This is a genomic window from Streptosporangium amethystogenes subsp. fukuiense, from assembly GCF_042665875.1.
In the GTDB taxonomy this organism is placed as follows: domain Bacteria; phylum Actinomycetota; class Actinomycetes; order Streptosporangiales; family Streptosporangiaceae; genus Streptosporangium; species Streptosporangium fukuiense.
Window position 1 is genome coordinate 8,601,594 of the sequence record NZ_JBHTEE010000001.1, and the last position, 13,348, is coordinate 8,614,941.

Consider the following 13,348-nt stretch of genomic DNA (forward strand, 5'->3'; position numbering starts at 1 on the left):
CGTTGACCGAGGGAGGCAGCCGGCGGGGAGTCGTCTTCGCGGTGCTGGTCGCGGTGCTCGCAGCGGTCGGCGTCTACCTGACCATGTGGCCGGAGGGCGACGGGGTGGAGAACCTGACAGAGCCCGCGGGGGCCACCCGTACCGTGGCATCGGGACGGGAGCCGGTCGCGGAGCCGACGCGTCCGGAGGCGACGGCCAGCAACGCGCCCTTCGACGTCTACTCCTACCTGCCGATGACCAAGCAGGAGTTGGCGGCCGCCGCCGACTACGCGCAGCGCTTCACCGCCGAGTACGGCACGTTCAGCTACGACGAGGACCCGGCGGTCTACGGCGACCGCCTGAAGGGTTACACCACGGCCGAGTTCTCCGGGGTGCTGCTGCGCACGGTCACCTCGCCGGGCACCGTCGAGGCGAACAGGGCCGACGAGGTCGTCTCGGTCGGCGCGGCGCGGGTGAAGGAGATCCGGCAGATCAACAGCGCCTCGGTGGTGTTCGTGGTCGTCGGCACCCAGAACGTCACGGCCAAGAGCGGGGTGAACGAGAGGACCGCGGAGTACGCCGTCACGCTCATCCAGGTCGGTGCCGAGTGGCGGGTCCACGACCTCCAGCCGGCGGATTCCGGCCAGGAGGGAGACGAACAGCCTTCCGAGACCGGCGTGGCCGGATGAACGGCGGAATCTCATGAGGGAGAACAGACACCTCCGCCTCGCGCTGGTCCTCGGAGTCGCCGGACTCTGCATGATCACGCTGATCATGGCGCCGATGATGATGATCAGTGGTTTCCCCTCGTTCCCCTCCATCACCGGGCAGGCGCAACCCGACTGCGGGAAGAACGTCCAGACGGTGGGCGACGAGTCGGAGACCGCGACGTCCGACATCCCCGAGGAGTACCTGAAGCTCTACCGCGAGCACGGACAGAAGGTCGGCGTGCAGTGGAACGTGCTCGCCGGGGTCGGCAAGCGCGAGACCGACCACGGACGCTCCACGCTCCCCGGCGTGCGCAGCGGCGTCAACTACGCGGGCGCCGCCGGGCCGATGCAGTTTCTCATCAGCACCTGGGGCGGTAAGGCCAAGATCAAGATCCCGTCCACGTTCAACGGCTACGCCTCCGACGGCGACGGAGACGGCTGGGCCGACGTGTACAACCCGGCTGACGCCATCCTAGGCGCGGCGAAGATGCTGAAGCGGAACGGCGCGCCGGAGAACGTACGGCGTTCGCTGTTCGTCTACAACCGCGCCTGGTGGTACGTCGACCAGGTCATGGAGATCGCCGAGAAGTACGCCAAGGACGGCGAGGTCGCCACCCCGCCCGAGGCGGACGACAGCTGCGACGAACCCATGCTGGAGGCGGCGCCGACAGGTACGGTGGCCGCGATCCTGCAGTACGCGCTGGCCCAGCGCGGCAAGCCCTACATCTGGGGCGGCACCGGGCCCGCCGGCTACGACTGCTCGGGGATCATCTACATGGCCTACCGGAGCGTTGGCCTGACCATTCCGCGGACCACGTTCGGCCAGTGGCCGTTCGGTGTGCAGGTCTCCGCGGGGCAGGAACAGGCGGGTGATCTCGTCTTCTTCAACTCGGGTCCCGGCACCGGCCCCGACCGTCCCGGGCACGTGGGCCTGGTGGTGTCGCCGGGCAAGATGGTCGAGGCGAGATGCCGGCTCTGCGGGCCGATCAAGGTCACCACCTATCGGGAACGCACCGGGATCGTGGGGTTCACCCGACCGCTGCAACACCCCCAGATCCTGGAGCAACTCAAGTTGAGGGAGCAGGGCTGACAGAATCGGGGGCGTCATGTTCGGCGAGGGGACGGCCTGGCCTACCCGGCAGGTGAGTCGCTTCCTGTTACGGTTCCGGTGTTCTGACCATCGCCCAACTCGGCCGGGGGAGCGAGAAGCCGCTCTCCTCGGGGAGCGGAGGAGTCACGGAAAAGGTCGTTGTGGGCGCCGCCATCGTCGATGGCCAGGGCAGGCTGCTCGCCGCCCAGCGCGCTGATCCTCCCGAGCTGGCCGGTGGCTGGGAGCTGCCGGGAGGCAAGGTCGATCCCGGCGAGGACGAGCACACGGCGCTGGTCAGGGAGTGCCAGGAGGAGCTCGGCGTACTGATCGAGGTGGGCGAGCGGGTCGGCGGCGACTGGGCGCTCGCCGGCGGCTACGTCCTGCGGGTCTGGTTCGCGGTGATCGCCGAGGGCAGGCCGGAGACCAGGGAGCACCTGGATCTGCGCTGGCTGGAGATGGACGAGCTCTACGACGTGGCGTGGCTGCCCGCGGACCTTCCAATCGTGCGGGCGGTACAAGGTCGTCTCAACGATGGGCAAGGTCGGTTCAATAAGGATTGATCGTCTCCGCACCGTGACATAACTGCTACTGGACGTGGCGATGTCGCGTGTCCGTACCCGGGGAACGGAGATATGCGGTGACCGTATGGTGGCGTGGTACTCGGCTCGTGTCGGCGGTCGGAGCGGGGGTGCTCATCCTCGGCGGTGCCTCGGGGGTGTACGCCGCCCAGCCGGCCGAGCCGGCCGAGTCGCCCCTCGATCTGGCCGCCGCCCCCGGTACGTGGGCGCGGTGGAGCCGCGCCGACGAGGTGATCCGCTTCCGCATCCGCCTGCGAGGGCCGGGCACCGGCGCGCGGCTGGCGGTCGTGACGACCCCCGCCGACGCCCTCAGAGGCATCGAGTGTCCGGTGGCGACCGGGCCCGCGACCCCGCTTCCCAAGGGGACGGCGGTCTGCTCGGTCGGTGACCTGCCCGACGGCGGCGGGCTCGTCGACGTGCTGCTCGCCGCGCCGGAGCGTCCGCGGGACATCACGCTGACCGCGATGGCCCGGATGCGCGGACCCGCTGGGGAGACGGTGCAGCAGGGACAGGGCGCGCTCAAGGGGTCGGATGTGGTGACCCGGCAGGTGCGGGGCACCGTCGGAGGCACCGTCGGAGGCACTGCCGGGAGTCCGGGCGCGGTGACACCGCAGATCCGGGGCGCCGCCGGGAGCCCGGAGCTCGCCCGTGCCCAGAGGGAGATGCCCGGGTCCGTCTCCGGGGTGAGTGCCGGGGCGTCGCCCTCGCGTGGCGGCTCCGGTGCCCCGGAAATCTCCGGCCCTTCCAGGATCCATCTGGGAGATGCCCCGCCGGCCCGGCCCGCGGATCCGCGCGCGGGCGTGGAGGCGCTCGGTGGCGCCGACCTGGTTCTCAACGCTCCCCAGGCGGTCGGGGAGCGGGGCTGGGCTCCGAAGATCGCCCCCGGCGCGTCGGAGGCGGAGAAGGCCGAGCAGCGCACGCTGGCCTTCCTTTTCGACGTTCTGGAAAAGACGTCGGTCCCCGAGGCGCCGCGTTCGGTCGTGGCGGGTGTGGGCGGGAGCACGGCCGTGCCCTCGACCTCGGGAGCTCCCTCGACCTCGGCTGCCCCCTCGGCCCCGGCTGCCCCCTCGGCCCCGGTGGCTCCCGAGGGCTCGGTACGGCCGGGAACGCGGCTTCCCGCCGACGCCGCCGTTCCGGGCACCGCACCGGGGACGAACGGCGGTGTGGCCGGCCATGGCCCGGCCGACGCCGCACCGCAGCCGGTGAGAACACCTGAGCAACATCTCCTTCAGCGGCAAAACGGCCGGAACCATCCGGCCGTGGGGACTCACGCGGGACGCGGGGCGGCCGGGCGGAAGATGTCCGGGAAGCGGCGGGCGGCCTGCCGGTCCGGCGCGCGCCGCGAGGGGGCGGGCCGACCGATGCTCGCGCCCGTGGGACCCGGCTATCCGGCAGGCGGCCAGACGATGATCGGCAAGCCCGGAGCGCGCCGCCCGATGGTGGCGCCGATGGGGCCTGGTTACCCGGGGGCCGTTCAGTGGCCGGCCGGGCAACTCGTCCAGCCCGGTCAGGGCATGCCTGGCCGGCCGGGTAAGCCGGGCCAGGGCATGCTCGTCCCGCCTGGTCAGCTCGGTCAGGGCATGCTCGTCCCGCCCGGTCAGCTCGGCGCGCAGCCGCAGCCGATGCTTCCGGGCCATCCGGGGGCAGGCGGGCAGGGAAAGGCCGGCCGGCCTGGTGCGCCGCGACGGGAAGTGGGCGGGCCGGTCGGTCCCGGCTTCCCGGGGGCCGGTTTCCCGGGAGCGGGACAGCAGGTGCCCATGGCGCAGCCGCCGGGTGGCCAGGCACCGATGGTGCCGCAGCAGGTACCGCCGCTGCCCATGGGGCAGATGCCGGGCGTACCGCAGCAGGTGCCGCCGGGTTCCACGGGGATGGCGGGGGCGGGTCAGATGCCCGGTCTCGGGGCCGGGCCCCAGCTCCAGTTGCCGCCGGCGGGCCCCTTCCCCGCCGCCGCACAGGTCCCCGTACCGCAGGGTGCGCCTCTTCCGCAGGATCTCGACGGTCCGAACACCCAGGTCCGGGCGGTCGCCGAGTCAAGCCCGCTGCTGACGGGAGTGCGGGGCCTACCGGCGGTGGGAGCAGCGGTGGGAGCACTACTCGGCCTCCTCTGGCTGCAGCGGAGGATCCAGCGCCGCCGTCGTTCGCGACACGTTTTGTAAAAGGCGATTTACTGTTACTTTTGCCCAACTAGTATTTCTTTGACGTGTTCATGGTTGATTGCACGGAGGGCACCGGTGACGCGAGCACGGCTCAGGGCAGCTGTCTCCGCCGTTGTGATGTCTTTGGGGATCAGCGGTGCCTTCCTGGTCGTCGTGGCACCGCTCACCGATTCCTCCGTGGCCGGCGCGACGGTCAGGACGATGGTCGTCGACCCGTCGTCCATCCCCGGATGTGACGTCGATCCGGCGGGGCCCTGTGAGGAGCCCACGCCGATCGTCACGGTCACGGTCACCGAGGATCCCGGAGGCGGCGCGGAGGAGACCCCGGTCCCGCAGAAGACCGTGACCACCACGGTGACCGTACCGCCGACGACGAAGCCTCCGAAGGCCACGACCCCGCCACCCGCGCAGGAGTCGGCCGCTCCGCCGGCCCAGGAGAGCTCGGCCCCGATCGCTCCGCCGGAGACGGGGACGGAGACCGATCCCAGCCCTTCGGCGTCCGAGGAACAAGAGGTCCAGTTCCCGGCCAACACCCCGCTTCCCTCGGCCACACCCTCACCGGAAGAGAGCGCCACGTTCGACGAGAACGCCTCGGGCTCCTCGGTGTCCGAGATCCGCAACGCGAACGCCGAGTTCGACGGGGCCACGCTGAGCCGCCAGCTCGGCATCCCGGCGCTGATCCTGGTGCTGCTGGTGCTGTTCGCCGTTCTGATCTTCGAGGGCAGGCTGCGCCGCCTGGCCCACGCCGCGGCCATCCGCCGGGCCGGCCCCCGGGGGATGGGTCCCCGCGTCGATCCGATGGACCCGATGACCTATCACGGCGGTCCCGGCTACGCCGCCGGACCTGGTTTCGTTCCCGGCCCCTACCAGAGCGGCACGGCCTACGCGCCGATCATCAGCCTCGTCCCGATGCAGATGTACTCTCCGGTCTACCCGGAGGGTTACGTCCCCGGGCAGTACCCCTACGGCTACGAGCAGACGACGGCGTACATGCCCGCGCCCGGCTACGAGCAGCAGCCCACCGGCCACGGCGACCCGTACGGTCAGACCGTCCAGGAGCAGGTGCCCTACGGCCCGGCGGGGCAGGACGGCCCGGCGGCCGCGTTCCACGGTCCCCAGCCCTTCGGCCAGGAACCGCAGGATGATCGGAACCGGTCGGACCGCCCCCAGGGCGATTTCCGGCCTTTCGGACCCGAGCCGCAGGATGTTCCGGGGCAGCACGCTCCGGGTCAGGGAGTTCCAGGCCAGGGCGGGCCGGAGAACCCCGGAGCCCTTGGCCCCGAGCCTCGCGAGGGGCGTTCTCCGCAGGGGCAGCCGGAGTTCCCCGGGGCGCCGTTCCCGCAGGAGCCCGCCCGAGGTGGCCACGGAGGTCCCTTCGGCGGAGTTCACGGCATCGGTGGCCCGCCGGCTCAGGGCGGCCCCGAAGGATTCGGTGGTCCGGGGGCCCACGGCCCCATCGGCGGCCCGCCCGCTCACGGTGGTCCTGACGGTCCCGGTGGTCCGGGGACCCACGGCCCGGGTAACCGGCCGGATGCCGGCGAGCAGCCCCCCATGGGGCCGGCCTCGACGGCGGTCTACCCGCTCCCCGGCCAGGACGCCGGCAAGAAGAAGCGCGGTCTCTTCCGCCGCTCCACCTGACCTCCACCGGCCTCTGGAACCGTCCTCGTCCCTGATCGCGCCGCCGGCCTGAGACAGCGCGGAAGGTCACGAAGGTCCGAGCGGCTTGAACGTTGCGGAAACACGGCGGCGCCGCCCGGGGAGAGCCCCGTGGGCGGCGCCGCCGTACGGGGGTCAGCTCTTCGAGCTGGAACGCTTGAAGATCTTGTTGCCCAGCCAGACCAGCGGATCGTACTTACGGTCGGCGACGCGCTCCTTCATGGGAATCAGCGCGTTGTCAGTGATCTTGATGTGCTCGGGGCAGACCTCGGTGCAGCACTTGGTGATGTTGCAGTAGCCCAGGCCGTGCTCCTCCTGAGCGGAGTCCTTGCGGTCGGCCACGTCGTACGGGTGCATGTCCAGCTCGGCGATCCGCATCAGGAAGCGCGGACCGGCGAAGCCGGGCTTGTTCTCCTCGTGGTCACGGATGACGTGACAGACGTTGTTGCACATGAAGCACTCGATGCACTTGCGGAACTCCTGGGACCGCTCGACGTCGATCTGCTGCATGCGGTATTCGCCCGGCTTCACGTCGGCCGGATGAGTGAAGGACGGGATCTCCCTGGCCTTCTGGTAGTTGTACGAGACGTCCGTGACCAGGTCCTTGATCACTGGGAACGTCCGCATGGGCGTCACCGTGATCGTCTCCTCCTCGCTGAAGGTGGACATCCGGGTCATGCACCCGAGCTTCGGCCTGCCGTTGATCTCCATGGAGCACGAGCCGCACTTGCCGGCCTTGCAGTTCCAGCGGACGGCGAGGTCGGGGGCCTGGGTCGCCTGGAGCCGGTGGATGATGTCGAGAACGACCTCGCCCTCGTTCACCTCGACGGTGAAGTCCTCAAGCCTGCCCTCGCCGCCCTCGCCCCGCCAGACGCGGAACTTCGCCTTGTAACTCATGGTTACTCCTTGGCCAGCGCGTCAAAGGCGGCCAGCTCTTCCTCGGTGATGTACTTCTTCAGCTCGTCGCGGTCGAACAGCGTGATGAGGTCGTCCCGCATCGCGGTCTGGACCTGCTCCTCGACCGCGATGCCGGAGCCGTCCGGGGTGAGGGCGCAGCGCAGGATCTTGGTCCGCCACTCGGCGGACATGGCCGGGAAGTCGTCACGGGTGTGGCCGCCGCGGCTCTCCTCGCGCAGCAGCGCCGCCTTCGCCACGCACTCCGAGACCAGGAGCATGTTGCGCAGGTCGAGGGCGAGGTGCCAGCCCGGGTTGTAGATCCGGCTGCCGGCCGCGCCGACGTTCTGGGCCCGCTCCTTGAGCTTCTCCACCGCCTCCAGCGCCTCGGAGACCTCCTCGGACTTGCGGATGATGCCGACCAGCTCGTTCATCGTCCGCTGCAGCTCGTGGTGGACCTCGTACGGGTTCTCGCCCGAGCGCTCCAGCGGGGCCAGCGCCTCCATGCTCGCCTTGGCCACGGACTCCTCGGAGACCTTCGGCCGGGCGGCCAGGCCGTCCACGTACGAGGCCGCTCCCATGCCCGCGCGGCGGCCGAACACCAGCAGGTCGGACAGCGAGTTGCCGCCCAGCCGGTTGGAGCCGTGCATGCCGCCGGAGACCTCACCGGCCGCGAACAGGCCGGGTACGGCCGCCGCGCCGGTGTCGGCGTCGACCTCGACGCCGCCCATGATGTAGTGGCAGGTCGGGCCGACCTGCATGGCCTCCTTGGTGATGTCGACGTCGGCCAGCTCCTTGAACTGGTGGTGCATCGACGGCAGCCGCTTGATGATCTCGGCGGCCGGGAGGCGGGTGGAGACGTCGAGGTAGACGCCGCCCTGGGGTGATCCGCGTCCCGCCTTCACCTCGGAGTTGATGGCCCGCGCGACCTCGTCACGGGGGAGCAGCTCCGGAGGGCGGCGGTTGTTGGCCTGGTCGGTGTACCAGCGGTCGCCCTCCTCCTCGGAGGTGGCGTACTTGTCCTTGAACACGTCGGGGATGTAGTCGAACATGAAGCGCTTGCCCTCGGAGTTCCTCAGCACCCCGCCGTCACCGCGGACGGACTCGGTGACGAGGATGCCCCGGACCGAGGGCGGCCAGACCATCCCGGTGGGATGGAACTGGATGAACTCCATGTTGATCAGGTTCGCCCCGGCCAGCAGGGCCAGCGCGTGGCCGTCGCCGGTGTACTCCCACGAGTTGGACGTGACCACGTACGACTTGCCGATGCCGCCGGTGGCCAGCACGATCGCGGGGGCGTCGAACAGGATGAGCTTGCCGTTCTCCCGCCAGTAGCCGAAGGCGCCGGAGATGGCGTCGCCGTCCTTGAGCAGGCGGGTCACCGTGCATTCCTGGAAGACCTTGATGTACGCCTCGGCGTCACCGTGCAGCTTCTCGTCCTCCTGCTGGAGCGCGACCACCCGCTGCTGCAGGGTACGGATCAGCTCCAGGCCGGTGCGGTCGCCGACATGGGCCAGCCGCGGGTACTCGTGCCCGCCGAAGTTACGCTGGCTGATCTTGCCGTCCTTGGTGCGGTCGAACAGCGCGCCCCACGCCTCCAGCTCCCAGACCCGGTCGGGCGCCTCCTTGGCGTGCAGCTCGGCCATCCTCCAGTTGTTGAGGAACTTGCCGCCGCGCATGGTGTCGCGGAAGTGCACCATCCAGTTGTCGTCGCTGTTGACGTTGCCCATGGCCGCGGCGGCGCCGCCCTCGGCCATGACCGTGTGCGCCTTGCCGAACAGGGACTTGCAGACGATCGCCGTCCGCTTGCCCTGCTGGCGGGCCTCGATGGCCGCCCGCAGCCCCGCACCGCCGGCGCCGATGACGACGACGTCGTATTCGTGACGCTCGATTTCCACAGGTGATCCTTATACGAACGGGAAGGCGATGATGTTCTTGGCGACCAGGCGGACGTAGAGGTCGGCGCCCATGATGCTGAACATGGAGATCAGTGCGAGCTCCTGGTGCTTGGCGTTGAGCTTCGAGACGATGCCCCAGGCCCGGTAGCGGATCGGGTGCTTGGAGAAGTGGTTCAGGCGCCCGGCCGTGATGTGCCGGCAGGAGTGGCACGACAGCGTGTACAGGTTGATGAGGATCGCGTTGACGATCAGGATCCAGGTGCCCAGGCCGGTCGGCTTGGCGATCAGCGCCTTCACCGCGTCGTACGCCAGGATGAGGCCGATGACGATCGCCGCGTAGAAGAAGTAGCGGTGAATGTTCTGAAGAATCAACGGGAAGCGTGACTCACCAGTGTACTTCTTGTGCGGCTCGGCCACCCCGCACGCCGGCGGCGAGAGCCAGAAGCCCCGGTAGTAGGCCTTGCGGTAGTAGTAGCAGGTGAGACGGAAGCCCCCGGGAAAACCGAGGATCAGCAGGGCCGGGGGCAGCGCGTACCAGTCGCCGAACGGGGCGAGGCCGAACAGCCGCGCCTCCTCGGGACAGCTCGTCGCCAGGCAGGGCGATGTGAACGGTGCGTGATATGGGGACACGAAGTAACTCGCGTCGAAGATCGTCCACGTGGCGTAGACGACGAATACCGTGAAGATGATGAATGTGACCAGTGGATAGCGCCACCACGGGTCGGTTCGCAGGGTGCGCTCCTTGATCTGCGCACGTTGCCTTCTGGCCGGGCTCTCGGCCGTTGTCTGGGTCATCGAGACCTCTCCACCTCCCGCGAACCCCGCTCGCCTTGGGGTCCGGGTCGTTTCAGTTGTGCCGCGCGCTGGGCCATGGTCGCGCCGGCTCACACGTGCGCGCGCATGTTGGTGGGGGATACGTTACGACGGAGCCCGGGGGTTATGTGAGAGAGGTCACTGGTAATTTCACTAGCCAGGTGTGATTCCTGTCACGTTGGCGCGTGAGGGCACCCCGCCTGCGGCGTCTCAAGAGGTGGACGATCACAGGGAGGTCTCGGAGGCCGTGAGAACGGGCACCGGCTGGCGGGCGGGGAGACCCCGCCGCCGGGCGTGGCGTGCCGTCAGTAGTGCTGGCCGGAGCTGGGCAGCTTGACGACGGTCACGAAGAAGTCGTCGATCCGCCGGACCACGCTGATGAACTGGTCGAAGTCGACGGGCTTGGAGACGTAGGCGTTGGCGTGCAGGTTGTAGCTGCGCAGGATGTCCTCCTCGGACTCCGACGTGGTCAGCACGACCACCGGGATCCCGCGGAGCTTCTCGTCGGCCTTTATGTCCTGGAGCACCTCCCGGCCGTCCTTGCGGGGCAGGTTGAGGTCGAGCAGGATCAGGTCGGGCCGGGGCGCGTCGGCGTACTCGCCCTCCTTGCGAAGGAAGGACATGGCCTGCTCGCCGTCGTTGACCACGTGCAGCTTGTTGCGGACCTTGTTGAGCTCGAACGCCTCCCGCGTCAGCAGGACGTCGCCCGGGTCGTCCTCGACCAGTAGGACGTCGATCCAGCGCAGGTCATTCATCAGCGGTTTCTCCTGAGGGAAAGGTCCATCGGAAGGTCGTACCGGTTCTGGTGGTGTTCTCGGGTTCGCTGTCCTCGGTGTCCACCCAGATGCGACCGCCGTGGTACTCGACGATTTTCTTGCAGAGAGCCAACCCGATGCCGGTGCCCGCGTAGACGTCCCGCCCGTGCAGACGCTGGAAAATCAGGAAGATGCGGTCAGTGTATTTACTGTCGATGCCGATGCCGTTGTCGGTGCAGGAGAACTCCCACATGTCCCCGTCGCGCCGCACCCCGATGTGGATCTCCGGCGGATCCGCCGAGCGGAACTTGATCGCGTTGCCGATGAGGTTCTGGAAGAGCTGGGTGAGCTGCACCCGGTTGCCGTGCACCTGGGGCAGCTCGTCGTAGGTCACCGTCGCGCCGGTGTCCTCGATCGGCGCGGCGAGGTTGTTCAGCGCGGCCCTCAGCGGCCCCTCGGCGTCGATGTCGGTGCGCTCGCCGCCCATCCTGCCGACCCGGGAGAAGTCGAGCAGGTCGTTGATCAGCATCTGCATGCGCTTGGCGCCGTCGACCGCGAAGGCGATGTACTGCTTGGCGCGGTCGTCGAGCTGGTCGCCGTAGCGCTGCTCCAGCATCTGGGTGAAGCTGGCCACCTTGCGCAGCGGCTCCTGCAGGTCGTGACTGGCCACGTAGGCGAACTGCTCCAGCTCGCTGTTGGAGCGCCTCAGCTCCGTCGCCTGGTCCTCCAGCTTGCGCTGCGTCTCCGAGGACCGGTGCCACTCGGCGAGGATACGGTGACGCATCGCGTCGACGTGGCCGGACAGCTCGGCCAGCTCGGCGGGGTGCTCGACCCTGAGCCTGTGGTCGAAGTCTCCCTGGGCGACCGCGCGGACCTGCTCGTTCAGCTCCGCCAGCGGGCGGAGCACCACGTGGCGCACGATGAGGACCGAGACGATCACGGCCGCGACCAGTGCTCCGGCGACTCCGATGAGCGCGACGTAGAGGGCTTGCCAGCCGCGGTCGAGCTGCACGCTGCCGATCTCGTGCAGCCGGTTCAGATGGTTCTGCAGCTCTTCGAGGGACTGGCGGATCTCGGTGGACCGGGTGGCGTTGATCGTAGCGTTCTGCCGGGCGGCGTCGGTCTTCAGCGTCGGCACCAAGGCGATGACCCGCTCCGCGTAGTCGCGCCGCCAGGCCTCCCCCCTGGCCTTCAGGTTGGCCACCTCGACGCTGATCCTCTGTCGCTCCGGTATCCGGGGGATCAGCGCGGTGAGCGCGTCCAGCGCCCGGTGCTCCGCGGCGAGCGCCTCCCGGTACTCCCGCAGGGAGGTCTCCTCGTTGGTCCTGCCGTACGTCCGCATCGAGCTCTCCTGCGCGGTCAGCGCGTTGGAGATCTCCAGGGTGCGCAGCGTCGCCGGGTCGATGACGTCGACCAGGGTCTCCCTGGCCTGGCGGGCGTCCTCGATCGACCTGATCGTGACGACGGCCGAGATCATGAAGACCAGCGCGATGCCCACCCCGGCGAACATGAACCAGCGGCCCACCGGGAACCTCCCGAAACCCTTCGCGGGGGTGGGTGCGGGCAGGGGATGCGGGCTGGTGCCGCGATCCGAGCGGTCGGTCATCGTCTTCCGTTCCGTGAGATGAGCACGGTCGCCAGGTCGTCGCTGAGCGCGTCACGGTTCAGCTCGATGACGCGTTCGATGAGGCGATCGAGTTCGATCCCGCCCTGCTCCTGGACGAGCCTGAGCAGGCCCTCGGTGCCGAGCAGGTCGGGTCCGCCGCCCACGGTGGCCTCGATCAGCCCGTCGGTGTAGAGCAGCAGCGACCAGTCGTCGCCGAGCGCGACGTCGATCTCCGACCAGTGCACGTCCTGGAAGATGCCCAGTGGCGGCCCCGAGGGGGTACCCGGCACCACGCCGATCGCGCCGTCGCGGATCAGCAGCGGCGGCGGGTGGCCGACCACGTACATCCGCGCGTGGCTGAGCGCGGGGTCGATCGTGGCGATGCACAGGGTGGTGAAGATCTCCGCGGACTTGCGTTCCAGGCGGAGCACCGACTCCAGCGTGCCGAGCAGTTCGTTGCCGGTGTGCCCGGCCAGGACCAGGGTCCGCCAGGCGATTCTGAGCGCGACTCCCAGCGCGGCCTCGTCGGGGCCGTGCCCGCACACGTCGCCGACCACCACGTGGACGGCGCCGTCGGGGCTCTGCACGGTGTCCCAGAAGTCACCGGCGAGCAGGGCGCGCCTGCGTCCTGGCAGGTAGCGGGCGTGGTGTTCGAGGATCTCGGTGGACAGCAGCGGGACCGGGAGGAGCCCGCGTTCGAGGCGGGAGTTCTCCTTGGTGAGCAGTTCGGCCTCGACCAGCCTGCGCTGGGCCAGGTCGGCTCGCTTGCGTTCCATCGCGTAGCGGATCGCCCGTGCCAGCAGGCGACCCTCCACGTCCTGCTTGACCAGGAAGTCCTGGGCGCCGGCGGCGACCGCCTCCACGCCGACGTGGGCGTCGTTCAGGCCGGTCAGCACGAGCACGGCGGCATGCGGCGCCATCGAGAGCACCTGCTCCAGCGCCTCCAGGCCGGTCGCGTCGGGCAGGGAGAGGTCGACGAGCACGCACTGCACCTCGGAGGTCAGCCGGACCCTGCTCTCGGCCAGGCTCCGCACCCAGATGATCTTCGGTGGATTGTCCGCCTCGCCGAGCAACTCCTCCACGAGGAAGGCATCGCCCGCGTCGTCTTCGATGAGAAGAAGCGTGAGCGTTTCATTGGCGGGGGCGGTCACTGACGCCTCTTCATGAGCTCGGGAGAACCTGTCGACGCTACGTAGAATAGTGCGACACGTCA

11 protein-coding genes are annotated in these 13,348 nt (G+C 69.4%); 5 read left to right on the forward strand and 6 right to left on the reverse strand.

The window, feature by feature from the left end; translation table 11 throughout:
* Positions 1-2 precede the first annotated feature (2 nt).
* From ACFQVD_RS38250 to ACFQVD_RS38270, 5 genes are all read left to right on the forward strand, one after another.
* Positions 3-668, forward strand: a complete 666-nt coding sequence (locus tag ACFQVD_RS38250) for a hypothetical protein (protein ID WP_343976157.1) — start codon at positions 3-5, stop codon at positions 666-668.
* Positions 669-681: 13 nt separating this feature from the next.
* A complete protein-coding gene (locus ACFQVD_RS38255) occupies positions 682-1,779 on the forward strand; it encodes a C40 family peptidase (protein WP_343976160.1) in 1,098 nt (365 codons plus the stop codon).
* Between the two features lie 161 nt (positions 1,780-1,940).
* Complete coding sequence (locus ACFQVD_RS38260) at positions 1,941-2,339, forward strand: (deoxy)nucleoside triphosphate pyrophosphohydrolase (protein ID WP_343976163.1); 399 nt, start codon at positions 1,941-1,943, stop codon at positions 2,337-2,339.
* A 107-nt stretch (positions 2,340-2,446) separates the two neighbouring features.
* Positions 2,447-4,513 (forward strand): hypothetical protein, encoded by a 2,067-nt coding sequence (locus ACFQVD_RS38265; protein WP_343976165.1) that lies wholly within the window; start codon positions 2,447-2,449, stop codon positions 4,511-4,513.
* A 117-nt stretch (positions 4,514-4,630) separates the two neighbouring features.
* Positions 4,631-6,151: a hypothetical protein gene (locus ACFQVD_RS38270; RefSeq protein WP_343976168.1), complete on the forward strand. Its 1,521-nt coding sequence runs from the start codon at positions 4,631-4,633 to the stop codon at positions 6,149-6,151.
* Between the two features lie 153 nt (positions 6,152-6,304).
* On the opposite strand, the gene ACFQVD_RS38275 is transcribed toward ACFQVD_RS38270, so the two are convergent.
* The 6 genes from ACFQVD_RS38275 to ACFQVD_RS38300 all read right to left on the reverse strand — a co-directional run bounded on the left by ACFQVD_RS38275 (position 6,305) and on the right by ACFQVD_RS38300 (position 13,286).
* A complete protein-coding gene (locus ACFQVD_RS38275; protein ID WP_343976171.1) occupies positions 6,305-7,066 on the reverse strand; it encodes a succinate dehydrogenase/fumarate reductase iron-sulfur subunit in 762 nt (253 codons plus the stop codon).
* Between the two features lie 2 nt (positions 7,067-7,068).
* Complete coding sequence (locus ACFQVD_RS38280) at positions 7,069-8,961, reverse strand: fumarate reductase/succinate dehydrogenase flavoprotein subunit (protein ID WP_343976174.1); 1,893 nt, start codon at positions 8,959-8,961, stop codon at positions 7,069-7,071.
* A 9-nt stretch (positions 8,962-8,970) separates the two neighbouring features.
* Positions 8,971-9,756, reverse strand: coding sequence for a hypothetical protein (locus tag ACFQVD_RS38285; RefSeq protein WP_343976177.1), 786 nt, complete (start codon positions 9,754-9,756; stop codon positions 8,971-8,973).
* A gap of 323 nt (positions 9,757-10,079) precedes the next feature.
* Positions 10,080-10,529 (reverse strand): response regulator, encoded by a 450-nt coding sequence (locus tag ACFQVD_RS38290; protein WP_343976180.1) that lies wholly within the window; start codon positions 10,527-10,529, stop codon positions 10,080-10,082.
* On the reverse strand, positions 10,522-12,135 hold the full coding sequence (locus ACFQVD_RS38295) for a sensor histidine kinase (RefSeq protein WP_343976183.1): 1,614 nt from the start codon (positions 12,133-12,135) through the stop codon (positions 10,522-10,524). The genes ACFQVD_RS38290 and ACFQVD_RS38295 overlap by 8 nt, the downstream gene beginning before the upstream one ends.
* Positions 12,132-13,286 carry a PP2C family protein-serine/threonine phosphatase gene (locus tag ACFQVD_RS38300; RefSeq protein WP_343976186.1) on the reverse strand — a complete coding sequence of 385 codons (1,155 nt, stop codon included), beginning with the start codon at positions 13,284-13,286 and terminating at the stop codon, positions 12,132-12,134. The genes ACFQVD_RS38295 and ACFQVD_RS38300 overlap by 4 nt, the downstream gene beginning before the upstream one ends.
* Between the last annotated feature and the right edge of the window lie 62 nt (positions 13,287-13,348).